The organism is Mesorhizobium sp. P2_H9 (assembly GCF_056403215.1).
Window position 1 is genome coordinate 1 of the sequence record NZ_JBFUFX010000014.1, and the last position, 25,654, is coordinate 25,654.

The following is a 25,654-nucleotide window of genomic DNA, read 5'->3' on the forward strand; positions in this document are numbered from 1 at the left end:
GCCTTGCCGGCGCCGACATGATCATCGGCGTTGACCTCAACAACGACAAGAAAGCCTGGGGCGAAAAGTTCGGCATGACGCATTTCGTCAACCCGAAGGAGATCGACGGCGATGTCGTGCCGCACCTCGTCCACATGACCAAGCGCGGCGCCGACCAGATCGGCGGCGCCGACTACACATTCGACTGCACCGGCAGCACCAAGGTGATGCGCCAGGCGCTGGAGGCATCACATCGCGGCTGGGGCAAGTCGGTGGTCATCGGCGTTGCCGGCGCCGGCCAGGAGATCTCGACACGGCCGTTCCAGTTGGTCACCGGCCGCACCTGGATGGGCACTGCCTTCGGTGGGGCGCGCGGCCGCACCGACGTGCCAAAAATCGTCGACTGGTACATGCACGGCAAGATCGAGATCGACCCGATGATCACCCACACGCTGAAGCTCGAGGACATCAACAAGGGCTTTGATCTCATGCATGAGGGCAAGTCGATCCGAAGCGTGGTGGTTTACTGAGGAGAAAAGAGCCGCCGAGCGAAGGGCCAGCGACTGAAGTTGCACGGGTTCAACAAGGGAGGAAGAAAATGCCTGAGAAATTGCATCCGAAAATCGACAATGGACTGCCCAAGGAGAGCGCCAGCTTTGCCGGCGGCACGCTGGTCTGTGCCTGCACCAGCAAGCCGGTGAAGGTGAAGGTCAAGGGCCAGATCGCCCACAACCATGCCTGCGGCTGCACCAAATGCTGGAAGCCGGCAGGCGCGGTGTTCTCGGTCGTGGCCGTCGCCGGCACCGGCGACGTCACCGTCACCGAAAATGGCGACAAGCTCAAAGTGGTCGATCCCGGCGCGCTGATCCTTCGCCACGCCTGCACCGGCTGCGGCGTCCACATGCACGGACCGGTCGAGCGCGACCATCCGTTCAAGGGCCTCACCTTCATCCACCCCGAGCGCTTCCAGGAAGACGGCTGGTCACCGCCTGGCTTCACCGCTTTCGTCTCCTCGATCATCGAATCCGGTGTCGACCCAAAGCGCATGGACGGCATTCGTGCGCAGTTGAAGTCAATTGGCATCGAGCCCTATGACTGCCTCAATCCCGGCCTGATGGACTACATCGCGACATGGACGGCGAAGAAGTCCGGCGCCTTGCCGGCCTGAAGATCTGAAAAGAAGCGTTCATGGGGCCGGAGAACGATCCGGCCCCATATTCATTGGAAGCAAGATGCCCGCACCATCAATTCTCGTCGATGCAGACGCCTGCCCGGTCAAGGCCGAGGTCGAAAAGGTCGCCGAGCGCCATGGCGTCGTCGTCACCTACGTCTCCAATGGCGGCCTGCGCCCGTCGCGCGATCCGATGATCCGCAACGTCGTGGTGTCCAAGGGAGCCGACGCCGCCGACGACTGGATCGTCGAGAATGCGAAACCCAACGATATCGTGGTGACAGCCGACATCCCGCTCGCCGCCCGCTCGGTGGCACTCGGCGCCCATGTGCTCGGTCCCACAGGCCGTCCCTTCACCTCGGAAACGATCGGCATGGCGGTGGCGATGCGCGACCTCAAGCAGCATCTGCGCGAGACCGGCGAAAGCAAGGGCTACAATGCCAGCTTTGCGCCGCAGGATCGTTCGCGCTTTCTCGGCGAACTCGACCGTATCTTGCGGCGGGCGCTGAAATCCGCCACACCGGGATAGAAACGGCACTCGAGGCCGCGCCATGGCGACAGACATCCCAATCACGAACCCGCTGCACCGGCACAAGCAATTCCTGGTGTCGGCCTGCGTCGGCATCCCGGCGCTGGTTATCGCGCTGATCTCGGGGGTACCACTTGCCTATTCGATTTCGATCGGCGCCAATGTGTTCTTCGCCGTCTTCATCGCGCTCGTCATCGCCAAGATGCCGCTGCTTTCCGGCCGCTATCTCAGCAAGAACGCACGTGAGATCGACCTGCCCGTGCTGGGCATCTTTGCCATCACCCTTGGCGTTGTCGCCATTGCCGTCGTCTTGCTGTTCCTGCTGATCAACCACAAAGACCGCGACCCCACCGAGCTCGGCTTCGCCATGCTGTCGATCCCGCTCGGCTGGTTCACCATCCATGCCATGGCCGCACTTCACTATGCGCATGTCTACTGGATGGACGGCGACGCGATCGATTCCGAAACCAAGAAGAAGATTCCAGTCGGCGGCCTCGAGTTTCCCGGCAGCAAACGGCCGGAGGGCTGGGATTTCCTCTACTTCGCCACGGTCATCGGCATGACCGCGCAGACCGCCGACACTGCTATAACCACCTCGCATATGCGCCGCGTCGTGCTTGTCCACTCGATCCTGTCGTTCTTCTTCAACACGGTCATCGTCGCTGCCGTGGTCAACCTCGCCGTCAGTCTCGGCAGTTCGTAATAAATCCGTGCCCGTAATAAATCCGTGATCAGGTGAAACATCGCTATGGCTGGCGACGTATTGGGAGGAGAACGTTGATCGCAGAGGCCGCGCCGAAATCGCGCGGCCGGGAGGCAGAGAAAAAAGATGGAAACGGTTGCCAGGAGCCAATCCGCTACCGAAGCAGACGCCGCCCCGCCCAGGGATGAAACGTTGATCTACCGGCAGTCGCGCTGGACGCGGCTGACGCACTGGCTGTGGGCGATCTCGCTGTTCTTCATGCTGCTTTCCGGCCTGCAGATCTTCAATGCCCGCCCGCAGCTCTACATCGGCAAGCAGTCGGGCTTCGAATACAACAACACCGTCTTCGCCATCGGCGCCGAAAACACCACCACAGGCACGCGCGGCTACACCGAAATCTTCGGGCACCGCTTCGACACCACAGGCGTGCTCGGCTGGTCGGGACCGGCTGGCCAGGAGACTGCGCGCGGCTTTCCGTCCTGGGCGACGATACCGTCCTACTACGACCTCGGCACCGCCCGCGTGGTGCATTTCTTCTTTGCATGGATACTCACCACGACGCTCATCGTCTGGCTGGTCGCCAGCGCGATCAACGGTCATCTGCGCCGCGATCTCGCGCCGCGCCTGGACGATCTCAAGCGGTTGCCGCAGGACATCATCGACCACGCCAAGCTGAGGTTCCACCATACGCGCGAATACAACACGCTGCAGAAAATGGCCTATGGCGGCGTCCTGTTCGTGCTCTTGCCGCTGATGATCATCACCGGCCTTGCCATGTCGCCAAGCATGAATTCGGTGCTCCCATTCCTCAACGAATTGCTGGGCGGCCGGCAGACGGCGCGCACCATCCATTTCACGGTGATGCTGCTGCTCATCGGCTTCTTCGTCATCCACATCCTGATGATCCTCGCCGCCGGGCCGATCAACGAATTGCGCTCCATCATCACCGGCTGGTACCGCACCGATCCTCCCTCGCATGACGACAAACCCGCCGAGAGGAGCGCCTGACATGGCAAAGTTCCAGATCAGCCGCAGAAAGTTCCTGACCTCGGCCAGCCTTGGCGTGTCCGGCATCATGCTGTCGGGCTGCGATGCCTTCGACAGCCAACTCGGCATGGGCGACGGCCTGCGCAGTTTCCTCGAAAACGCCAACGGCCTGACCTATCGCGCACAACGGTTGCTCGCCGGCCGCGATGCGCTGGCGCCGGAATTCGCCGAGGCCGACATCCGCCAGCCGCAGCGGCCGAACGGCGTCACCGCGCCGGACGACGATGTCTACAAGGGCCTGCTCGCCAACAATTTCGCCGATTGGCGACTGGAGGTGACCGGCCTGGTCGAAAAGCCGCTGTCGCTCAGCCGCGAGCAGCTTCAGAACATGCCGAGCCGCACGCAGATCACTCGTCACGACTGCGTCGAAGGCTGGAGCTGCATCGCCAAATGGACCGGCACGCCGCTGTCGCTGGTGCTCGACCAGGCGGTGGTCAAGCCGCAGGCGCGCTACGTCATGTTCCATTGCCTCGACACGATCGACCGCAGCCTGTCCGGTGACGTCAAATATTACGGCACGATCGACCTGATCGATGCCCGCCATCCGCAGACGATCCTTGCCTATGGGTTGAACGGCAAGCCGCTGCCGGTCGAGAACGGCGCGCCGCTGCGTGTGCGTGTCGAACGCCAGCTCGGCTACAAGATGCCGAAATACCTCTACAAAATCGAACTGGTCGACGGTTTCGCCAATGTCGGCGGCGGCCGCGGCGGCTATTGGGAAGACAATGGCTATGACTGGTACGGCGGGATTTGATAAAATGGATCCGTATAGGGTCCGTCGAGATTTAGGTCAGGCCGAGTCGAAGATGGTGGCTTCCGAGAACCGGAGCGCAGCGTACTTGAAGTACGTGAGCACCGGAAGCGCAGGAAGCCGCCATCTGCAGGCCGGCATCACCTGAATATCGATGGACCCTAGGCGACCTTGTCGAGCAGCGGTTTCAGCGCCGAGTGGATCTCCGGCGAAGCGTGCTTGATCAGCGTCAGCAGCGCGCGCTCGTTCTCGTACAATGGCCGATCGCTGCCGATGCGCTCGGCCAGCCATTTCGCCTCGCTGGCGTCGATCGTTTCGGCACGGCGGGCAAGCGCCTCTGTAGCCCTGTTCTTCGATTCCCACTCGGCCTCGATATTATCAGGCGACCGGTAGGCTTCCATGATCCCGGCGAGCCCGCCTGACACCATGCGGCCGAAGAAGCCGCCGATCTCCGGATCGGCCTGCTCGAAAAAGGCGTCACGGCGCAGCGCCACCTCGCGCGTCGGCGCTTCGTAGCCGGCCGAACACATGACGAAATTGGCGATCGCCTTGACGAACAGGTCGTTCCAGGACGGATCGTTGCTGGCCGCCGCGGTCTGCTCGTTGATCTTGAATAGCACCTCGGCCTCGGCGCGGGTGATGGCGATGTTGCCGTCGCCGCCATGGGCGTAGAGGATGCGGCGCAGCAATTCGACCTCGGTCTCGGCAATCAGCCCGGGAATCAGGCTGCCGCCAAGCATCAGCGGTCCCTTGCCGTCGATCACCGCATCGGAAACCTGTTGCAGCGCATAGGCGGAAAGCCGGCTCGGCGAGGATTTCGCTTGCTCCAGCACATGCACCAGCAGTTCGAGCTCTGTCCGGCTGTCGACCATGCCGTCGCGCGAGATCGCCCGGACCAGCCAGTCGGCATTATCCCCGGAAATATAGCCCGCCGGCTTTTCCTGATGGACGATATAGTCGCCAATGGCCTCGACAAAGAACACCGGCCATTCCTGGCACTTGTCCTTGGCCGTCGCATCGAGCGCAAACAGCGCTTCGGCTTCGCCGCGTGTCACCACGCCGTCGCCGAACACCTCGCGGCGCAGCATGACCACGTCCTCGGCCGTGATGCGGCCTTTCGAGGTCAGCCCCGCCACCGGTGCGGTCATGATGAGTTCGCCCATTTTCGGTCCCCGTCCGCTGCCGGCTGCTGCCGGTCGCCAAGCGTCATCTCCTACCCTTGTACCAGCAGTGTCTTGAAAAACCGGCAAACGGCGTGGTTAGCGAAGCCTTGTCGGCCAATGCATGTCGCCAACCGGTTTTGGGAGAACGACATGCATCAAAACAAAGATCCGAAGCGCGGTGCGCTTTAAATGTCGCTGGCAGGTGACAAGGTGTCGTTCACGGGCTATGGATGGCGAGTCGAGGACTTTTGCGAGTCCTACCTGTTTGCGGGAGAGAGCAGCGAAAGCTGCCGCCGAAGGGGAAATCGCCCGAAATCTCTCAGGCAAAAGAACCGTAGACGGGAAAGACACTCTGGAAAGTCGGGGCTTGCCCCCGCGCCGAAGGTGTAAGCGCTGCCGACAGAGTTACGGGGCGCGAGTCTCTCAGGCTTCAGACAGAGGGGCACGGACTGGTCGCCATCAGCGGCCGATTGCGTGCGACTCTGGAGATGACATGACGGGCGACCCAAAACACCTTCCCCTTGAGGATATTCACACCGCCGCCGGTGCGCGCTTTGGCGCCTTCGCCGGCTGGTCGATGCCACTGACCTATCCGGCCGGCGTGATGAAGGAGCATCTTCACACACGCGAGCATGCCGGCCTGTTCGACATCTCTCACATGAAGCTGTTCGAGATCAGTGGCCCGGGCGCTGTCGCCCTGCTCAACCGCGCCTGCCCTCTGGATGCCGGCGCGCTCGAAATCTCGCAGTCCAAACTGTCCTTTTTCCTCAATGAAGCCGGCGGCATTCTGGACGATTTGATCGTCACCAGGCTCGGCGACGAGCGCTTCATGGTGGTCGCCAATGCCGGCAACGCCGAAGCCGACGAAAAGCACCTGCGCGCGCTTGCCAAGGATTTCGAGGTCAAGGTCGACGCGCTCGACCGTGTCTTCCTGGCGATACAGGGTCCGGCAGCCTGGGCTGCCTTGTCCCGCGCGGGCATCGAGACCGGCTCGCTGCTGTTCATGCATGGCATCGAGCCGAAGAAAAACTGGTTCATGAGCCGCTCCGGCTATACCGGCGAAGATGGGTTCGAGATCGGCCTGCCGGAAGCGGACGCGCGGATCCTGGCTGCCAAGCTGCTCGAGGACGAACGCGTGCTGTGGATCGGCCTTGCCGCCCGCGATTCGCTTCGGCTTGAAGCCGGGCTCTGCCTGCACGGCCAGGACATCACGCCGGAGACCGACCCGGCCAGTGCGGCCCTGATGTGGGCAATCCCCAAGGATATCCGTGCCACTGGATCCTTCATTGGCGCTGATGTCTTACGCAAGACCGCACAAGGCCCGTGGTGGAAACGCGTGGGCTTGAAGCCTGAAGGCCGCCAGCCTGTGCGTGCCGGCTGTGCCCTGTTCGATGCCGACGGCAATGCCGCCGGCCATGTCACCTCCGGCGGATTCGGCCCGTCAGTTGGCCATCCCGTCGCCATGGGCTACGTCCCGACAGCTCTGGCCAAGCCGGGCACGAAACTGTTCGCCGACGTTCGCGGGACGAAAATCCCGATCGATATCAACCCCTTGCCCTTCACTCCTCATCGCTACCGCAAAGGATAATCCCGATGGCAAAAACCTATTTCACCGAAGATCACGAATGGCTCCGTGTCGAGGGTGGCATCGCCACCGTCGGCATCACCGACTATGCGCAGGAGCAGCTCGGCGATCTCGTTTTCGTCGAATTGCCGGAACTGGGCAAAAAACTGGCTAAGGGCGACACCGCGGTGGTGGTCGAATCCGTCAAGGCGGCGTCCGACGTCTATGCGCCGGTCGACGGCGAGATCACCGAGGCCAACGGCACGCTCTCGTCCGACCCATCGCTGGTCAATTCAGCGGCGACCGGCGACGGCTGGCTGTGGAAGATGAAGCTCGCCAATGAAAGCCAGCTCGAGGGCCTCATGGATGAGGCCGCCTACCAGGCCCATATCGGCTGATATCAGGATCATAAGAAACATGAGCGCAGCACTCACTCCCTTTTCGGCCCGCCATATCGGTCCTGATGTCAACGATGTCAGAGCCATGCTTGCGGTGATCGGCGTTCCCTCAGTCGAGACGCTGATCAGCCAGGCCGTGCCGAGATCGATCCGCCTCGACGTACCGCTGACCCTGCCCGCACCGGCCAGCGAAGCCGAAGCGCTGGCAGAACTGTCGGCGACCATGGCAAGGAACACGGTGCTGAAGAGCTTCATCGGCGCCGGCTATCACGGCGTGCATGTGCCGCCGGTCATCCAGCGCAATTTGTTCGAGAATCCGGCCTGGTATACGGCCTACACGCCCTATCAGGCCGAAATCAGCCAGGGCCGGTTGGAAATGCTGTTCAACTTCCAGACCCTGGTCACAGAGCTGACCGGCCTGCCGGTGGCATCGGCCTCGCTGCTCGACGAAGCAACGGCCGTTGCCGAAGCTGTCGGCATTGCGCTGCGCCATCATCGCGACAAGCGCACCAAGGTGGCGCTGGCCGGCACGCCGCATCCGCAGACGCTGGACGTGGTGCGCACCCGCGCCGAGCCGCTCGGCATCGAGATCGACGGCGAGACGATCGACGACAACACCGCCGCCCTGCTCGTCTCCTGGCCGGACACTTTTGGCGTCTATGGCGACCACAAGGCGGCGATCGAAAAGGCCCGCGCCACAGGCGCCATCGTCGTCTTCATTGCCGATCCGCTCGGCCTGACGCTGACCGACGCGCCGGCAAAGCTGGGCGCCGATATCGCTGTCGGCCCGATGCAGCGCTTTGGCGTGCCGATGGGCTTTGGCGGCCCGCACGCCGCCTATTGCGCCGTCTCCGACAAATTGACCCGGCTGATGCCGGGCCGCCTCGTTGGCCAGTCCACCGACAGCAAGGGCCGTCCCGGCTATCGGCTGGCGCTGCAGACGCGCGAGCAGCACATCCGCCGCGACAAGGCGACCTCCAACATCTGCACCGCGCAGGCGCTGCTTGCCAACATGGCGACGGCCTATGCGATCTGGCACGGCCCGGCCGGACTGCAAGCGATTGCCGGCCGCATCCATGCGCTCGCCAGCCGCCTTGCAGCAGGCCTGAAGGCATCCGGTGTCTCCGTGCTCGGCTCTAGCCGCTTCGACACGGTGACGGCCGAGGTGAAGGGCAAGGCAGCTTCGATCGCTGCTGCCGCTGAAAAGGGCGGCCGGCTGCTGCGTGTCGTCGATGCCGACCGCATCAGCATCGCCTTCGACGAGACCTCGACGGAGGCCGACCTCAAGGCGATCGCCGCCCTGTTCGGCGTCAAGGCCGGCGACGCCGGCGCCAGCACCGTGCCCGGAAAACCGCGCGGCAAGGAGTTCCTCTCCCAGCCGGTCTTCCACGACAACCACTCGGAAACCGAGATGATGCGCTTCCTGCGCCGTCTCGCCGACAAGGACCTGGCGCTCGACCGTGCCATGATCCCGCTGGGCTCCTGCACCATGAAGCTCAACGCCGCCGCCGAGATGATGCCGGTGAGCTGGCCGAGCGTCGCCAATCTGCACCCCTTCGCGCCGGCCAGCCATTCGGCCGGTTATCGCGCCATGATCGGCGAACTGGAAGGCTGGCTGTCGGAGATCACCGGCTTCGATGCGGTGACGCTGCAGCCCAATGCCGGCAGCCAGGGCGAATATGCCGGCCTGCTTGCCATTCGCGGCTATCACCGCTCGCGCGGTGAAGGCCATCGCACCGTCTGCCTGATCCCCTCCTCCGCGCATGGCACCAATCCGGCGAGCGCGGCGATGGCGGGCATGAGCGTTGTCGTTGTGCGCTGCCTGGAAGACGGCAACATCGACATGGACGATATGCGGGCCAAGGCCAACGAGCATTCCAATAACCTCGCAGCGCTGATGTTCACCTATCCCTCGACGCATGGCGTCTACGAGGAAGGCGCGCGCCACCTCTGCGCCCTCATCCACGAGCATGGCGGCCAGGTGTATTTCGATGGCGCCAACCTCAACGCCCTGGTCGCGCTGGCGCGCCCCGGCGACATCGGCGCCGATGTCTGCCACATGAACCTGCACAAGACCTTCTGCATTCCGCATGGCGGCGGTGGTCCTGGCGTCGGTCCGATCGGCGTCAAGGCGCATCTGCAGCCCTATCTGCCGGGTCACGTCACCGAAGGCTCAGGCCACGCCGTGTCGGCCGCACCGTTCGGCAGCGCCTCGATCCTGCCGATTACCTGGATGTACATTCGCATGATGGGCGCCTCCGGCCTGAAGCAGGCGACCGAGACCGCCATCATCTCTGCCAACTACGTGGCGACACGGCTCGCGCCGCACTTCCCGCTCCTCTACAAAGGCAGGCACGATCGCATCGCGCATGAATGCATCCTCGACACCCGCGTGCTCAAGGACAGCGCCGGCATCAGCGTCGACGACATCGCCAAGCGCCTGATCGACTACGGCTTCCACGCACCGACCATGTCGTTCCCGGTCGCCGGCACGCTGATGGTCGAACCGACCGAGTCGGAGCCCAAGCGCGAACTGGACCGTTTTTGCGAGGCGATGATTGCCATTGCCGGCGAGGCAGCCAAGGTGGCGAAGGGCGAGTGGCCGCTGGCCGACAACCCGCTGGTCAATGCGCCGCACACCGCCGCGGAAACGCTTGCCGGCACCTGGAGCCATCCCTATTCGCGGCTGGAAGCGGCCTACCCCGCCGGTGACGCCGACAGCGCGGCAAAATACTGGCCGCCGGTGTCGCGCATCGACAATGTCGCCGGCGACCGCAACCTCGTCTGCTCCTGCCCGCCGCTGTCGGAGTATCTGGGCGCCGCCGAGTAACCCTCTCGGGCGGCAATCAGGCAGAGCGCAGGGCCGGCTCGTCGGCCTTGCTGGCTTTGTTCTGGACGACGACGCGATTTCGCCCGGCGCGCTTGGCCGCATAAAGTGCAGTGTCGGCATCGGCCAGCACGACGTCGAGGCTGGCGCCGCCTGCCTCGCCAAAGCCGATGCCGCCGCTGACCGTGCTGCGCAACGGACCAAGCGAGGTGGCCACCACTTCCGTGCCGAAGCTGACGCTAATCTTGCTGGCAAGGTCGTAGGCCTTCTCTTCCGTCACCCGCGACATCACCAGCACGAATTCTTCGCCGCCCAGCCGAAAGGCATCGACGCCGGTCTTGCCATATTTCCGGATCACTGCGGCGAAGCGGCACAAAACCTGATCGCCGACCGGATGGCCGAAGACATCATTGGTCTTCTTGAAGTGATCGAGATCGAACATGACGACGGACATGAACGGACCGAAGACGCGCTCGCCGTAGAATGCGGTCAGCGCCCGCCGGTTCATCAGCCCGGTCAATGGATCGGTCATGGTCTCGGCCTTCAATTCGATCTGCGCCTGCAAATGATGCAGCGAGAGCGTCAAGGCGCCGAGCCCGGTCATGCAGGCAACCGCGACGACTGAGTTCAAGCGTTCGGCCCAATTGTCCGGCGCAACGCCGAGTACCCACTGCCCCTTGACGACAAGCATCGCGCCGCAAAGTCCGAACGACAGCCCGCAGACGCCACTCAGGAACGAAACGACCAGCAGAATTCGGCGCTCCTGACCGCCGCCCTTGATCCAGAACATCGCCCCGATCACCACAAGCAGCGCCGTTACAGCAGCGTAGGTGACGACGAAGCCGACACCGTCGAGGCCGAGATAAGTCACGCCCGCGCACACCGCCATCGCAAGCAACGTCGGCATAACAGCACGTCTGTACTCATGCACGCCGAGATATTGCATGGCCGCCAGGCAGATGGTCAGAAAACCCAGGCTGAGCAACGCCAAGACGATCTGGCAAAGCCACGGGCTCGGATCCCTGGTGTATTGCCAGAACAAGATCACATGCGCGACCAGCACGAGGATGCCGCACGCCACGCTCAGCACAAAGCGCCCGCGCGGCGCAGTCAGCCAGATCGCAAACATGGTGACGCTGAGGCATATGCCAGACAGCGCAGCTGCAAGCAGGAGCGAACTGAAATCCAACATGTGTGAGCAGCAGCCTCTTGGGGAAGATAGTCGGGTGCGCTGCATTCTAGGGCAGCTACAGGCTGCAAATGCGTAATTTCGGTCGGCCGTCCGACGCTACCTTCCGACAAGGTTTACAAAGCGTCGCTGTCTCGTCTTGCGGGAGAAGCCGCGCACGACGAGCGACGTTTCAGCCCTTGTTCAGCAGCGCCAGATTGGCATTGACCACCGTTGGGTCGGTCATGCCGGCCCTGGCCTCCAGAAGCAGCGCCTTGGCCTTCTTGCGGTTGCCGCGCAACAATTGCGAATAGCCCATATTGTTGATGATCTGCGGCTTGCGCCCGGCGACCTTCAAAAGCTGATCGTAGGCGCGGTCGGCAAAGTCGAAGCGGCCGAGTTCGTCATAGGAAGCGGCAAGCCCCATCCAGGCCTCGGCATTGTCGGCCTTCAGTTCCACCGCCTTGCGGAAATGCTTTTCGGCAAGACCGTAATTCGCCTCGCGAAATTGCACCTTGCCCTCCGTCAGGTCGGACGAACTGACGTCCTTTGCCTGTGGTGGGATGGCGGTGGTCTTGGTCGTATCGACGCCACTCGACGTGCAACCCGTGACCATCAAGACGGCCGCAATCGCGGCCATTGCCGTGAGAGATCTGTAACGCATGCCCCTGCCTCAATCGCCCGATTTGCCGGGTCGTTCTTCAGGAAGCAGACTACAACAGGGCGATTAACCTTCGGTGCTGAAATGCGCCTAAAATTTAGTTTCGCGCAAAGATCCTGTTAACCAGGCCGCCCCGTCAATGCGCCGTCATTTTGACGATAACCGGAATGACGGCAATCATCAGCACCACCGGCAGGATGCAAACCACCACCGGCACCGACATTTTGGCCGGCAAAGCGTGCGCCTTCTCCTCCGCCAACGACATGCGCTTGTGGCGCATTTCGTCGGAGAAGACGCGCAGCGCTCCTGACAGGCTGGTGCCGAGTTCCTTCGACTGCTGCAGGAGCGTCGCGAACGAACGCACCTCGTCCAGGCTGAGGCGGTCGGCAAGCGCCTTCAGCGCGTCGTCGAGGCTGCGCCCTGCTCTGAGCTCCAGCGATACCAGCTGCAGGTTCTGGCTCAGCGCCGGATAGGTCTTGGCGAGTTCCTTCGAGACGCGTTCGATTCCGGCTTCCATGCTCATGCCGGCATCGGAACAGACGATCATCAAATCCATGAAGTCGGGAAAGCCGTTGCGGTATTCGCGCATCTTTTCCCGCACCTTCTGGCTCAGCACCAGGCCGGGCAGGAAATAGCCGGCCGCTCCCGACAGGATGATGAAGGTCCAGCGGCTGGTCGCGGTCGCGTCGGCGCTGGCCATCCATTGGTTGACCAGAAACGCACCGATCGCGCCGCCGACAAAGGCAGCGAAACGGACCAGGAAGAACATGCCGACCGCGCGCGGTTCCATGTAGCCGGCCTGAATGAGTTTCATGCGCAGCCGGGCGACATTTTCCGGATCGCTCTTGGCATAGAAGTCCTGCGCCCGCTTCACCGCCTTTTCGCGCACCGCGTTGGAATTCTTCTTCGGTGTCGGTTCGGCCCGTTCAACCACCTTGTTGTCCTCGACCTTGAGTCGGCGCTTGAGGTCGTTGCGGTCGCCTTTCGCCACGACCAGCGGCCACGCCACCGCGCCGCCGCCCAACGCCAGCAACATCACGGCCACGGGCATCATCGAGGTCGGCGCCAGCGAAGCCAGGAACTGGATGATCTGTTCCATGTCAGAACCTGAAGTTCGACATTTTGAACATGATGACGTTGCCCAGCATCAGCCAGGAGATCGAACCGCCAAGCAGGTACCAGGTCTTCGGTATATCCCAGACATCGCGATAGAATTGCGGCATCAACACCATGATGCCGGTAAACAGCAGCGCCGGCACGGCGGTCAGGATATAGGCCGACATGCGGCCTTCTGACGAAATGGCGCGCACCTTTCGCCGCAGCTTGCCGCGTTCGCGGATCGTCGTCGACAGCCCGTCGAGGATTTCACGCAGATTGCCGCCCGAACTGGTCTGGATCGACACGGCAGTGATGAACAGCGGCAGATCCTCATGGCCGACCCGGTCGAACAGCGAATTCAACGCCGAAACCAGATCCGAGCCATACGTCACCTCGTCGGCGATGACGCCGAACTCGGTGCCGATCGGATCGGGCATTTCGCGCGACACCATGGCAATTGCCACCGGCACCGGATGGCCGGCCTTGAGGCCGCGCGTGATCAATTCCAGCGCTTCCGGCAACTGCAAGCCGAACCGCTTCAGCCGTTTGCCGCGCATGGAACGCATTGCCATCACCGGCAGCAGCGGCACCAGGACGACCAGCAACAGAAGCCCGAGCAGCAGCGGCAGGCCGTACCAGAGTGCGGCAAACGTCATCGCCAACGCCACGCCCGAAGTGATCATCAGGAATTTCGGCAACGGCATGGTCATACCCGACTGCGTGCGCAGCGCGCGGAAGCGGTCGGGTGAAAACAGCGACGTGCCGGCTTCCAGGCCCCGCTCCTTGCGCAGCTGGATCAGCACCTGTTCCTGGCTGATCTTGTTTTCCTGCAGCTTCATGCGCCGGTTGATGGCGGTGCGCTTGTCGCTGCGCCCTGCATAGAGCAGATAGCAGCCCTCGGCGATCATGATGCCGGTGAGTGCTGCCGCCGCGTAGACGACGTAGATAGCGCTGAAATTCTGGAACACCGCCTACTCCTGCGGCCGGCCAGGTTCGAAATATTTTCCCGGGAATTCGATGCCCATGGCGCGCAAATCCTCAAGGAAGCGCGGACGGATGCCGGTCGCCTCGTAATAGCCGAGGATCTTGCCGTCGGCTTCCATGCCGGTGCGCACGAAGCGGAAGATCTCCTGCATCTGGATGACGTCCCCTTCCATGCCGGTCACCTCGGCGACGCTGGTCACCTTGCGCTTGCCGTCGGACAGGCGGGTCAGCTGCACGATGAGGTCGATTGCGCTGGCGATCTGGCTGCGGATCGACTGCACCGTCATCGGCATGCCGGTCATGCCGAGCATCTGTTCCAGGCGCGAAATGCAATCGCGCGGCGTGTTGGCGTGGATGGTCGCCATCGAGCCTTCATGGCCGGTGTTCATCGCCTGCAGCATGTCGAAGGCTTCCTCGCCGCGGCACTCGCCGAGGATGACGCGGTCCGGACGCATGCGCAGCGCGTTCTTGACCAGGTCGCGCTGCCTCAACTCGCCATGGCCTTCGATGTTGGCGGGACGTGTTTCCATGCGGGCGACATGCGGCTGCTGCAATTGCAGCTCCGCCGCATCCTCGATGGTGATCAAGCGTTCGTCTTCCGGAATGAAGGCCGACAACGCATTCAGCATCGTCGTCTTGCCGGTGCCGGTACCGCCGGAGATGATGGTCGTCTTGCGGGCATGCACGGCCGCGGCCAGCACTTCGGCCATGTTCTGGGTGATAGCGCCGAACTCGACCAGCTTGTGCAGGCCGAGCTTGTTCTTGGAAAACTTGCGGATCGACACCAGCGGCCCGTCGACGCCGACCGGCCGAATGGCGGCGTTGAAGCGCGAGCCGTCCAGCATGCGCGCATCGACCATCGGCTGCGATTCATCGACGCGCCGGCCTACAGCAGCAACGATTTTGTTTATGATTCGAAGCAGATGCGCCTCATCCTTGAAGGGGATGTGGACCTGCTGCAGCTTGCCGCGTTTTTCGACAAAGCAATTCTGGTGGCCGTTGATCAGAATGTCGTTGATCTCGGGATCCTTCAGCAGCGGCTCCAGCGGACCGAGGCCGACCATCTCGTCGACGATGTCGTCAACCAGCGCGTCAAGCTCGATGGTGTTGATCGCCATCCGCTCCTGGCGCGCCTTTTCGGAGACGAATTCATGAACCTGACGGCGCATCTCGTCCTTGGGCAGCCGTTCCAGCGCGACCAGGTTGATTTCCTCGAGCAGCATCCGATGGATACGAACGCGCGCGTCACCCACCTTGTTGCCGCCCTTGGCCGGCGTGGCCTCGGGCTTGGCCGGCAAGGCCTTGCGGGTCGTCGGAATGACAACGGCGTGGTGCGCGACCGGCGCGACATCGGCCGGCCTTTGCGGGCGCGTGTCGCGATTCTGCAGTGTGGAAAAGCGGCTGGTCATCCGGCCTTCCTTTTCAGCAATCCCTTGCCGATACTGAACAGCGAGCGCGATTTCTCGGGCGTCGCGACCGCTTCCTCCGGCAGGATGATTTTCTTGAGATCGTTGACGACATTGGCGTTCGGGTCGATCTCGTGCAGCGGGACGCCGCGATCGACGGCTTCGCGCACCAGCCGATAGTTGTTGGAGATGCCGCCGACGAAATGCTCGCCGAGGATTTCCTGCACATCCGCATGCTTGATGCCGTTGTCGAACATCTTTTGTTCGAAACGGTTGACGATGACGTTCGGCTTCACTTCCTTGCCGGCCGTCTCGTAGACGGCCTGGATGAGGCGCTGCGTGTGGCGCAGGCACGGCACCGTCATTTCGGCGACGATGTAGAGCTTGTTGGAGCCGAGCAGCACCGTCTCCGTCCACGGAAACCAGGTGCGCGGCATGTCGATGACGACGTTGTCGAAATAGGCCGAGACGAGATCTAGCATGCGCACCACGACATCGGTCTTGAAGGAGCGCATTTCCGACGGCCGCGTCGGCGCCGCCAGCACGCAGAGCCCGCTCGCATGCTTGGACAGCATCACGTCGAGCAGCTGCCGGTCGAGGCGCTCGGGCTGGTTCTCGATTTCGGTGATGTCGAAGCGCGGTTCAAGGTCGAGATATTCGGCGCAGGCGCCCTGCTGGAAATTGAGATCGACCACGCAGGTCGACGCGCCGCGCGTCACCGAATGGTGCAGCTGAAAGGCGGTCTGCAGCGCCAGCGTCGTGGTGCCGACACCGCCGGCAGCCGGCATGAAGGTGTAGATCTGCGACTCGGTGTTTTCCTCGCGGCCCGGCCCTTGCAGCGCGCGGATGACGGAGCGCACCAGATCGGCGGTGGTGATCGGCTTCACCAGGAAATCGGCGACCTTTAGCTGGACCAGGATGCGCACCGCCGCGGCGTTGAATTCCTGGGTGACGACAACGACCGGAACGCGGCCTTCCAGACGGCGCATGATGCGCTGCAGCGACTCGACCTCTTCGAGCTTTGCCGCATCCATGTCGACGATGAGGGCGCCGAAATCGGCCTCCTGGACCTCGCCGCGAAGCTCGGTGACATTTTTCTCGACCGTCGAAAGCTGGATGACCTCCGAGGCGGCGAACGCCGTGCGCGTGTCCTGCAGGAAAGCCCTGTCACTGGATACGAGCAGGATATTCTTGGTCTTGATGCCGCTTGCCATTGTTTTTCAGCCTGTCAGGTCATTCGCCAATAAAATTCAAGCGCCAGATCAATCGGTTGTGGTCGCCTGTGCAGCCTGGGTGCCGCCCGCCTGACCGGCGGCCCCGGCTGCCGCGGAGCTGCGTTGGGCCGGAACCAGAAGCTTCGTGTTCTGGACCCCGTATTTCCACGGATCGACCATCTGCATGACCGTATTGGCGGCCTGCGCGTTGCCGGCGCCTATCGTCGGCCCTTCGCTGCGCACATAGTCGTCACTGGTGCAGCCGCTGGAAATGCCAGCGAGCAACAGGGTGATGCATAGTCCTGGAACCAGGCGCATGGCTTCAATCCTTCGGCAGGTCGAGGAAATGCCCGACCGTGGTGACTGCGGTCGGCTGTGCCGTGCTGCCGCCGGCCATTGCCAACGCACGGTTGGCGTCGGACGCCTTCACTTCCTCGGTGTTGTTGAGAAAGTAGTCGGCATTGCTGGCCGGCTGCGTGCCGTCGGTCGGCTCTGCGAGCTTTTTCGACGGGTCGACCGGCTTGACCAGATACGGCGTGACGATGATCACCAGGTCGGTCTCGCGCCGCTGATAGGCCTTGGAGGAAAACAGCGACCCAAGCACCGGCAGTTTGCCAAGGCCGGGAATGCGCGAGGTCGTGATATCGTTCTGCGACTGCAGCAGGCCGGCAATCATGAAGCTCTGTCCGTTCTTCAGGTCGACCGAAGTCTTGGCGCGGCGCACGATGAAGCCCGGCACCGAGATGTTGCCGATGTTGTAGGAAGCCGACGCGTCGATCGAGGACACTTCCGGCGCGATGTCCAGGCTGACCAGCCCGTCCTTGAGCACGGTCGGCGTGAAATCCAGGCTGACGCCATACTTCTTGTAGCTGACGGAGATCTTGCCATTGTCCTCGGAGACCGGGATCGGGAACTCGCCGCCGGCGAGGAAGCTTGCCGTTTGGCCCGAACGGGCGATCAGGTTCGGTTCGGCCAGCCGCCGGGCGAGCCCGTGGTCTTCCAATGCCTTGATGGCGATGTCGATCGAAACGCCATTCGACAACAGCCGGCCGATGATCTCGCCCGACCCTGCCGGCGCGATCTCCCCGGGAGCCAGCGTGACGTCACGCCCGCCGATGCCGTAGGCAAAATTGGCGCTGTACTTTGCACCGAGTTCCTGGCCGGCCTGGCGGTTGATCTCGACAAAGCGGACATTGAGCTGAACCTGCTGCGACGACGAGATGTTGACCGAGTTGATCACATCCTCTTTGCCGGAAAAGCGCGTGGCGATCTGGTTCGCCTTCTCGGCGGCGACCGCATCGTCCGCCTCGCCCGACAGCACGACGCGGCCATTGGCGGAACCAACCTTGATGTTGGCGTCCGGAACGCTGGCACGAATGGTGCTTGCCAACTGGTCGGTATCAAGGGTCACCTCGATGTCGACAGTACCAACCAGCTGCTTGTTTTCATTGAACAGCGCGACACCGGTGGTGCCGAGATTGTTGCCGAGCACATAAAAGGACTTGTCGGTCAGCGGATTGACGTTGGCGATCTCCGGATCGCCGATGACGATCTGGTAGAAGGCGGCACTGGTCACGATCGTCTTCGGCTTGCCCTTGGCCACCTTGATCGACGCGTTCTTGGTCGACGAGACGTAGACGATGTCATTGTCCGCTCTGGCCGGCGCACTGAGGCCCAGCGTTCCCGCCGCGGCCAGGCAAGCCGCCATCGCCAGCGCCCGCACAAGGCGCAGCCGTTTTGTCATCCGATATGCATTTGGCGCCAACATTGTCCCGTCCCTCGCCCAGTCCCCACTGGCTGCTTATTTCTGGTCCCGCGTAGGAACCTGGTATTCCTCGGCCTGCGTGCCGCGCGTCACGATGATCGTCTTGAACTTCGGCTTCTCCGGCTCCTTGGTCAGGGCATCGAACAGCGAGCCGGCCGAGGCCTTGACGCTGGATGCGACGGAGCCGCCGAAGGATGAGATGGTGGTGACGCCGTTCTTGCCGTCACCGGCTTCGCTGGAAGAGCGAAGCGAGAAGGACAAGGTGCCGACGGTGCGGGCAAGGGCAACCTTCTGCGCGCCCTCGGTCGTCACCTCGATGGTCACCGAATTGGCGATCTGCGGCGCGGTCTGGCGCTCGTCGGCGCCCTGCCCGACGCTCAGCACCTTGGCGTCGGACACGACGATTTCGGACGTGACGGTCGAACCCGACGCGCCTTGCGCGTTCTTGGCAACTTCCTGGATTTCGCCCGCATCGCGCGTCAGCACGACGTCGACACGGTCGCCCGGCGTCACGAAGCCGCCGACACCGGCAATCTCGTCGGTGCGGATGGTTACCGCCCGCATTCCCGGCGACAGCATGTTGGAAAGCGTTGCGCGGCCATTCGGCCCCGACAGTTTGGAGAGCAGCACCGGTTCGTTGATCTCGATCGGCGACAGCACCACGCGGTTGCCGTCGGCAAGCAAGGCATCGACGGTGGTGAAGGCCCCTTGCGGGACGGAATCCTGCGACCACGGGATTTCGCTGAGCTGTGCCCGGTCGAGTTGCATCCCGTAACGCAGCGGCGCGTTCGCCACCACGATGGTCTTGAACTCGATCTTGGGTGCTTCCGGTACCGAGATTGACGCCGTTTTCTCTCCGAGATCGGCCTTGGCCTGGCTCTTGACCCAGAAATCTGCGGCAAAAATCGAGATCGCCCCGAAAACGGCGGCGATGCCGATCATGGTTATGGCCTTGCCCCTCACACCGATACCCCTGAAACCCTTGGTCTTTTGTTTGTTGCAGCCGACGCTAGGCCGCATAGTTAAAGAAACAGGAATTGTGGCCGGCTCAATTCGACCTATTTCCGCCGGCTTGGTTATCGAATGGTTTTAGGCTAAGACGTTCCAATCCCCCGAACGGAACAGGAACCCTCGTTCGCCCGCAAAAAGCGTGGCAGTATCGAAGGTGATTCGCAGCATCGGAATCTATGGCCAGCATGGACGACAACAACGATCTTTTCGGTAGCCTGGACAAGCAGCCGCAACCGGTTCGCGCCGCGCCACGCGCGGCCGATCCGATTGTCCAGGCGGCCAAGCGCCCGGCAGCAACCCGCGACGGCAGCGAGGGCTACAGTGCCGCCGACATCGAGGTGCTGGAGGGGCTGGAGCCGGTGCGGCGCCGGCCCGGCATGTATATTGGCGGCACCGACGACAAGGCGATGCACCATCTGTTCGCCGAGGTCATCGACAACTCGATGGACGAGGCGGTCGCCGGCCATGCGACCTTCATCGACGTCGAGCTTACCGCCGACGGCTACCTGGCCGTCACCGACAATGGCCGCGGCATTCCGGTCGATCCGCACCCGAAATTCAAGAAGCCGGCGCTCGAAGTCATCATGACGACGCTGCATTCGGGCGGCAAGTTCGATAGCAAGGTCTATGAGACTTCGGGTGGCCTGCACGGCGTCGGCGTTTCCGTCGTCAACGCGCTGTCGGATCATCTCGAGGTCGAGGTTGCCCGTGGCCGCCAGCTCTATCGCCAGCGCTTTTCGCGCGGTGTTCCGGTGACCGGGCTGGAACAGCTCGGTGAGGTCCACAACCGGCGCGGCACAAAGATCCGTTTCCATCCCGACGAGCAGATCTTTGGCAAGGGTGCGGCGTTCGAGCCGGCGCGGCTCTACCGCATGACGCGCTCAAAAGCCTATCTGTTCGGCGGCGTCGAGATCCGCTGGACCTGCGATCCCTCGCTGATCAAGGACAAGGACACGACGCCGGCGAAAGCCGAGTTCCATTTTCCAGGCGGCCTGAAGGACTATCTGAAGGCGTCGCTTGGCGACGACTTTCAGGTCACCCGTGAAATCTTTGCCGGCAAGAGCGAGAAGCAGGGCGGCCACGGTTCGCTTGAATGGGCGGTGACCTGGTTCGGTGGCGACGGGTTCATCAATTCCTACTGCAACACCATCCCGACCGGCGAAGGCGGTACGCACGAGGCCGGCTTCCGCAACGTCTTGACGCGCGGGCTTCGCGCCTATGCCGAACTGGTCGGCAACAAACGCGCCTCGATCGTTACCTCGGAAGACGTCATGATCTCGGCGGCGGGCATGCTGTCGGTGTTCATCCGCGAACCGGAATTCGTTGGCCAGACCAAGGACAGGCTGGCGACGATCGAGGCGATCCGCATTGTCGAGACCGCGATCCGCGACCCGTTCGACCATTGGCTGGCCGACAATCCGCAGGAAGCCTCGAAGCTGCTCGAATGGGTGATCGCGCGCGCCGACGAACGGGTGCGCCGGCGCCAGGAAAAAGAAGTGTCGCGCAAGAGCGCGGTGCGCAAGCTCAGGCTGCCCGGCAAGCTCGCCGACTGCACGCAGAACGCCGCCGCCGGCGCCGAACTGTTCATCGTCGAAGGTGACTCGGCCGGCGGCTCGGCCAAGCAGGCGCGCGACCGTGCCAGCCAGGCGGTGTTGCCGCTGCGCGGAAAAATCCTCAACGTCGCCAGTGCCGGCAATGACAAGCTGGCCGCCAACCAGCAGATCTCGGACCTGATCCAGGCGCTTGGCTGCGGCACGCGGTCAAAGTACCGCGACGAGGATTTGCGCTACGACAGGGTCATCATCATGACGGACGCCGACGTCGACGGCGCCCACATCGCCTCGCTTTTGATCACCTTCTTCTACCAGGAGATGCCGAGCCTGGTGCGTGGCGGCCATCTCTTTTTGGCAGTGCCGCCGCTCTATTCGATCCGGCAGGGCGGCAAGGTTGCCTACGCCCGTGACGACGCCCACAAGGACGAGCTCCTGCGCACCGAGTTCACCGGCCGCGCCAAGGTCGAAATCGGCCGCTTCAAGGGCCTGGGCGAAATGATGGCCGCGCAGCTCAAGGAAACCACAATGGACCCGAGGAAACGCACATTGCTCAGGGTCGATGTGAACGAAATCGATTCAGCCACCAAGGACAGGGTCGATGAGCTGATGGGCACCAAGCCGGAAGCCCGCTTCCGCTTCATCCAGGAACGCGCCGAATTCGCCGCAACGGAAGTGCTGGATATCTAAGAGTTCACCGTTCTAGTTTGCCGTTCTAGGAGACGAGCATGTGACCTGGGCGCGGCTGAACGAGCATATCGGCACGAGCTTCGCCGCGCTGACCCAACCGACGCGCTCGGACTGGATTTTTGCCCTGCGCACGGTCTCGGCCGGCCTGATCGCGCTTCTCGCAGCCTACGCGCTAAAACTCGACCACCCGCAATGGGCGATGATGACGGTGTTCATCGTCGCCCAGCCGGTTGCTGGCATGGTGCTGGCGAAAGGCTTTTACCGGCTGCTCGGCACGCTGGCCGGCGGTCTGGCTGCAATCGGCATCACCACCGTCTTCGGCACCGGTCCCTGGCTGCTGGTCACCGCGCTGGCAGTCTGGATCGGTCTCTGTACCCTGGTCTCGTCGCTGCTGCGCAATCCGGAAGCCTATGGCGCGGCGCTTGCCGGCTATACCGCGATGATCATCGGCCTGCCGGCCTTCGGGCAGCCGCATTTCGTCGTCGATCTTGCCGTGGCGCGCTGCGCCGAAATCGTGCTCGGCATCGCCTGCGCCGGCCTGACCAGCCGGCTGATCCTGCCGAAACTGGCGGCCAACGCCATCATCGCCAGGCTGAAGCGCAGCATCCTCGACCTTGCCGTCTATGCCGGCGGCGCCTTCTCCGGCGGCGATACGGCAATGCTTGCCGGCCTGCACCGAAAGCTGATCGCCGATGCCCAGACGCTCGGCGAGATGCGCACCTATGCACGACTGGAAGCGCCGAGCTTCGCCACCCGCGCCCATCCGGTCAGGCGCACCATCGGCCAGCTTCTGTCGGCGCTGTCGGCGGCGCGCGCGCTGCATGCCCACGCCGCGCCGAAAAACGCCGCCCTCATTCCGGTGCGCACCGACCTGCAGACCCTGGTCGGCGAACTGGCAGCCAAACCGGGCGCTTTGGACGACACCGCGCCCTGGGTGGCGCGGCTCGATACGATCGCCGCCAAGGCCCGGCAAACGCCGGACATGTCATCCGTGCAAGACGGCGACAGGCTGGGCACGGTCACCCGTCTCACCATTGCCGCCGATTTCGCTGAAGCCCTGAAGCAGGTGCTGCGCGGCCTGGATGCGCTACGCGCTCCCGCCTCCCGCCCGGCGCGCGACCGCAAGCAGCCGGCTCTGGTGGTACATCGCGACTACCATGCGGCCTGGCGCAACGCCGTGCGCGCAGCACTTGCCACGCTGCTGGTCGCCGCCTTCTGGCTGACGACGAAATGGTCCGAAGCGGCAGGCACGGTCATCCTTGTCGCCGTCGTCTCCAGCCTGTTTGCCGCGCGCCCCGATCCGGTGCAGTCGGCCTGGGGCTTTTTCAAGGGAACGTTGCTGGCCCTGCCCTTCGCCTTTCTCGTCGGTCAGGTCGCCCTTCCCGCTCTGCCCGGCTTCGGCTGGTTCGCGCTCCTTGTGGTGCCGATCCTGGTGCCGGCGGCACTCGCAATGGCCAATCCGCGCTACGTCGGCGTCGCCACCGCCTTCGCCATCAATTTCCTGGCGTTCCTCAGCCCGCATCAGGCGATGACCTATGATCCATGGCCGTTCTTCGCTGGCTCTGCGTCGATCCTGGTCGGCATCCTTTTGGCGATCGGCGTCTTCCTCGTCGTGCTGCCCGCCGACCCCTGGGTCACCATCAACCGCATCGTGCGGGCCATGCGCGAAGATCTGGCGCGGCTTTGCCTGCATGAACGCGTGCCGAGACGCTCGGCCTTCGAAAGCCTCGCCTACGACCGGGTCAACCAGTTGATGCCTCTGACGCCGCGCGCCGGCAAGAAGGGCGACGCCATTCTTGACGGCAGCATAGCCGCCGTCACCGTCGGGCTTGAAATCCTGCGCCTGCGCAGCGCGCAGCAGAATCCCTCCACCCCACCCGAGACCGCGCTTTCGATCACCAATTTCCTGCGCGGACTGGCGCGCGAACTGCTTTTCCGGCGCCCGGGCGAACCGCAAACGGCGACCGTCGCTGTGGCCAGGCAATATGCAGCCGGCCTCACCGAGCGCAGCGACACCGCCGAGATGCTGCAGATCGCAGCCTCTCTGCGCATCATTGCCGCCGCGATCGAGGACTTTCCGGAGTTCTTCGCTAAGGACTAGGTCTAGGGTGTGTTGAGATTCAGGTCAGGCCGAGCCGAAAATGGCTGATACCGAGAACCGGAGCGGAGTGTACTTTTGGGTACGTGAGCACCGGAAGCGCAGGAAGCTGCCATTTGCAGGCCGGCCTCACCTGAATATCAGCACACCCTAAGCGGCGGCGATCGCCAGCGCATGTCCCCGCGCGTTTTCCCGCAGCGCGTCGAGATGGATCGACTTGACCAGCCCGGCGAGATCGCCCTCCGCCGATTGTCCGCCCAATTCCTTCAGCATCAGCCAGCTGACTTCCTGCACGCCGGCGACGCGTTTGCCATTGGCAACCTCACGCCAGATTTTTAGCGCGCGCACGATGACGGCGTGGGTGGCGCCGGCAAGGCCGGCGCTACGGAACAGCGCCTGCAGCGCCACATCGTGACCGCCGGCGAGCAGAGCCCTCACCCGTTGTTCGGATTGCTGGCTGAGCGCGACCAACGCCGAGCCGAAGAAATCGACCTTGCCATGCGCGATGGTGCGGATGATGAAGCTTGCGGTGAGATCGCCGCGCAGGCGCAGATGCTCGATGAGCGCAGCGTGTTCGGCCGCCTTGGTGCCTTCGATCAGCGTAACCGAAGCCTTGATGCAAGCGTCGCGCGTGACGCGTTCGGCTCTGGCCGCCCCCATCAGCGCCATCACCAGCGGCGAAGTTTTCAGCGTTTCGCCGAGTTTGACCAGCAGCATATGCCGGCAGTCGGCCGGCAGGCGCGCATCGGCGATCATCGCTTCGCGAACCGCAGGCACGTGGCCATGCCGTTCTGCCATGCGGCGAAAGCTGAGCGAGGCAATGTCGGCGCCGCTGTTGGTGAGAAGGGTGGCGCAGGCTTCCGGCTCGCCGATCTCGGCAATGGCCGCGGAAACCGACATCGAAACGACCGGCCGGTCGGCAATCAGCTTCTGCGTCGCCTTCTGGCCGCTGGCAACGCGATCGATCAGGTCGGCATCGGTAAGCAGCGGCGAACGCGCCAGCACCAGGGCCGCCACTTCCGGCTGGTCGGAGGCGAGCGCGCTGATGATCTGCAGCGGCGCGTGATGGCTCATCGACAGCGCTTCGGCGATTGCCTGCCGAACTTTTGACGACGCGTCGTCGAGCAGCAGCGTCAGCGCCGCTTCGGCGGCACAGCGGTCCTCGAACGGCAGGTCGGCGTTGATATAGGCGCGGGCCAGCGCGCTTGCCGCGGCAGCGCGCTCGGAAACCCTCGCCGTGTAGATCCATTTCAGGAAATGGGAAACTACCATGCCGTCCGCTACGCCCCTACGCCCGAGTCCGTTCTGGCCCGTGTAGACCGTAGGCAGAAATGGTTTACGAAGCGTTCACCATGTTTCTTAACCGGCTTGATGGACTGGCAGCCAACGCCTATCAAGCAAGCGGAAGCGGAGGAGATCGATCATGGCCGGGCTTTATCTCGAGGAGTTCGTCGTCGGCCATGTCTTCCAGCACACGCTGCGCAAGACCGTCACCGAAAGCGACAACATGCTGTTTTCGGTGATGACGCTGAACCCGCAGCCGCTGCACATCGATTTCGACTTCGCCGCCAAGAGCGAATGGGGCAAGCCCTTGGTCAATTCGCTGTTCACACTGGGCCTGATGATCGGCATTTCGGTCAACGACATCACCGTCGGCACCACCGTCGCCAATCTCGGCATGAAGGAGACGGTGTTTCCGCACCCGGTCTTCCACGGCGACACCATTCGCGTCGAGACCACGGTGATCTCGGTGCGCGACTCGAAGTCGAAGCCGGACCGCGGCATCGTCGAGTTCGAGCATCGCGCCTACAATCAAAGCGATGTGCTCGTCGCCAAATGCACGCGGCAGGCGATGATGATGAAGAAGGCAATCTAGT

The 25,654-nt window shown here is 63.1% G+C and carries 22 protein-coding genes, 1 pseudogene and 1 riboswitch; of the genes and pseudogenes, 12 read left to right on the plus strand and 11 right to left on the minus strand.

The genetic code is table 11. The annotated features are described in order from the left end of the window. From AC1DXN_RS24425 to AC1DXN_RS24450, 6 genes are all read left to right on the plus strand, one after another. On the plus strand, positions 1-509 hold a 509-nt coding region (locus AC1DXN_RS24425), incomplete at its 5' end, for a zinc-binding dehydrogenase (RefSeq protein ID WP_477421691.1). 68 nt (positions 510-577) lie between these two features. Next, the gene (gene gfa, locus AC1DXN_RS24430; protein ID WP_477269773.1) at positions 578-1,147 is read left to right on the plus strand and encodes an S-(hydroxymethyl)glutathione synthase; all 570 of its coding nucleotides are present in this window, start codon (positions 578-580) and stop codon (positions 1,145-1,147) included. A 64-nt stretch (positions 1,148-1,211) separates the two neighbouring features. After that, on the plus strand, positions 1,212-1,679 hold the full coding sequence (locus tag AC1DXN_RS24435) for a YaiI/YqxD family protein (RefSeq protein WP_477269775.1): 468 nt from the start codon (positions 1,212-1,214) through the stop codon (positions 1,677-1,679). A 22-nt stretch (positions 1,680-1,701) separates the two neighbouring features. Then, on the plus strand, positions 1,702-2,382 hold the full coding sequence (locus AC1DXN_RS24440; protein ID WP_477269777.1) for a DUF1345 domain-containing protein: 681 nt from the start codon (positions 1,702-1,704) through the stop codon (positions 2,380-2,382). A gap of 126 nt (positions 2,383-2,508) precedes the next feature. After that, positions 2,509-3,390 (plus strand): cytochrome b/b6 domain-containing protein, encoded by an 882-nt coding sequence (locus tag AC1DXN_RS24445; RefSeq protein WP_477269779.1) that lies wholly within the window; start codon positions 2,509-2,511, stop codon positions 3,388-3,390. A gap of 1 nt (position 3,391) precedes the next feature. Next, positions 3,392-4,183: a molybdopterin-binding protein gene (locus AC1DXN_RS24450; protein ID WP_477269781.1), complete on the plus strand. Its 792-nt coding sequence runs from the start codon at positions 3,392-3,394 to the stop codon at positions 4,181-4,183. A 158-nt stretch (positions 4,184-4,341) separates the two neighbouring features. On the opposite strand, the gene AC1DXN_RS24455 is transcribed toward AC1DXN_RS24450, so the two are convergent. Continuing rightward, a complete protein-coding gene (locus tag AC1DXN_RS24455; RefSeq protein WP_477269783.1) occupies positions 4,342-5,343 on the minus strand; it encodes a hypothetical protein in 1,002 nt (333 codons plus the stop codon). A 258-nt stretch (positions 5,344-5,601) separates the two neighbouring features. Further along, positions 5,602-5,688: riboswitch (glycine riboswitch) on the plus strand. A gap of 148 nt (positions 5,689-5,836) precedes the next feature. Here AC1DXN_RS24455 and gcvT point away from each other — a divergent pair. From gcvT to gcvP, 3 genes are read left to right on the plus strand one after another with little or no spacing between them, the layout of a single operon-like run. After that, complete coding sequence (gcvT, locus tag AC1DXN_RS24460) at positions 5,837-6,931, plus strand: glycine cleavage system aminomethyltransferase GcvT (protein ID WP_477269785.1); 1,095 nt, start codon at positions 5,837-5,839, stop codon at positions 6,929-6,931. A gap of 5 nt (positions 6,932-6,936) precedes the next feature. Then, positions 6,937-7,305: a glycine cleavage system protein GcvH gene (gene gcvH / locus AC1DXN_RS24465; RefSeq protein WP_477247355.1), complete on the plus strand. Its 369-nt coding sequence runs from the start codon at positions 6,937-6,939 to the stop codon at positions 7,303-7,305. Positions 7,306-7,324: 19 nt separating this feature from the next. After that, positions 7,325-10,135, plus strand: coding sequence for an aminomethyl-transferring glycine dehydrogenase (gcvP, locus tag AC1DXN_RS24470; RefSeq protein WP_477269787.1), 2,811 nt, complete (start codon positions 7,325-7,327; stop codon positions 10,133-10,135). A gap of 16 nt (positions 10,136-10,151) precedes the next feature. Here the strand turns inward: gcvP and AC1DXN_RS24475 are convergent, their stop codons facing one another. From AC1DXN_RS24475 to cpaB, 9 genes are all read right to left on the minus strand, one after another. Continuing rightward, on the minus strand, positions 10,152-11,324 hold the full coding sequence (locus AC1DXN_RS24475; RefSeq protein ID WP_477269789.1) for a GGDEF domain-containing protein: 1,173 nt from the start codon (positions 11,322-11,324) through the stop codon (positions 10,152-10,154). A 169-nt stretch (positions 11,325-11,493) separates the two neighbouring features. After that, a complete protein-coding gene (locus AC1DXN_RS24480) occupies positions 11,494-11,964 on the minus strand; it encodes a tetratricopeptide repeat protein (protein ID WP_477269791.1) in 471 nt (156 codons plus the stop codon). A gap of 133 nt (positions 11,965-12,097) precedes the next feature. After that, positions 12,098-13,060, minus strand: a complete 963-nt coding sequence (locus AC1DXN_RS24485) for a type II secretion system F family protein (protein WP_477269793.1) — start codon at positions 13,058-13,060, stop codon at positions 12,098-12,100. A gap of 1 nt (position 13,061) precedes the next feature. Continuing rightward, a complete protein-coding gene (locus AC1DXN_RS24490; RefSeq protein ID WP_477247365.1) occupies positions 13,062-14,027 on the minus strand; it encodes a type II secretion system F family protein in 966 nt (321 codons plus the stop codon). Between the two features lie 3 nt (positions 14,028-14,030). Then, positions 14,031-15,452, minus strand: coding sequence for a CpaF family protein (locus AC1DXN_RS24495; protein WP_477247367.1), 1,422 nt, complete (start codon positions 15,450-15,452; stop codon positions 14,031-14,033). Beyond that, positions 15,449-16,663, minus strand: a complete 1,215-nt coding sequence (locus AC1DXN_RS24500; protein WP_477247369.1) for a CpaE/TadZ family protein — start codon at positions 16,661-16,663, stop codon at positions 15,449-15,451. Before AC1DXN_RS24500 ends, AC1DXN_RS24495 begins: the two co-directional genes overlap by 4 nt. Before the next feature lie 48 nt (positions 16,664-16,711). Continuing rightward, positions 16,712-16,981: a hypothetical protein gene (locus AC1DXN_RS24505; protein ID WP_477247371.1), complete on the minus strand. Its 270-nt coding sequence runs from the start codon at positions 16,979-16,981 to the stop codon at positions 16,712-16,714. A gap of 4 nt (positions 16,982-16,985) precedes the next feature. Further along, positions 16,986-18,407, minus strand: coding sequence for a type II and III secretion system protein family protein (locus AC1DXN_RS24510; protein WP_477269795.1), 1,422 nt, complete (start codon positions 18,405-18,407; stop codon positions 16,986-16,988). 57 nt (positions 18,408-18,464) lie between these two features. After that, complete coding sequence (gene cpaB / locus AC1DXN_RS24515; RefSeq protein ID WP_477269797.1) at positions 18,465-19,370, minus strand: Flp pilus assembly protein CpaB; 906 nt, start codon at positions 19,368-19,370, stop codon at positions 18,465-18,467. Positions 19,371-19,624: 254 nt separating this feature from the next. On the opposite strand from cpaB, the gene parE reads away from it, so the two are divergent. Continuing rightward, positions 19,625-21,679: a DNA topoisomerase IV subunit B gene (gene parE / locus AC1DXN_RS24520; protein ID WP_477269799.1), complete on the plus strand. Its 2,055-nt coding sequence runs from the start codon at positions 19,625-19,627 to the stop codon at positions 21,677-21,679. 40 nt (positions 21,680-21,719) lie between these two features. After that, the gene (locus AC1DXN_RS24525; protein ID WP_477269801.1) at positions 21,720-23,780 is read left to right on the plus strand and encodes an FUSC family protein; all 2,061 of its coding nucleotides are present in this window, start codon (positions 21,720-21,722) and stop codon (positions 23,778-23,780) included. Positions 23,781-23,927: 147 nt separating this feature from the next. Here AC1DXN_RS24525 and AC1DXN_RS24530 read toward each other — a convergent pair whose 3' ends face one another. Then, complete coding sequence (locus tag AC1DXN_RS24530) at positions 23,928-25,049, minus strand: DUF2336 domain-containing protein (RefSeq protein WP_477247378.1); 1,122 nt, start codon at positions 25,047-25,049, stop codon at positions 23,928-23,930. Between the two features lie 112 nt (positions 25,050-25,161). Between AC1DXN_RS24530 and AC1DXN_RS24535 the strand changes: the two are divergent. Then, a pseudogene (locus AC1DXN_RS24535) lies at positions 25,162-25,653 on the plus strand (MaoC family dehydratase); the annotation flags it as partial. Between the last annotated feature and the right edge of the window lies 1 nt (position 25,654).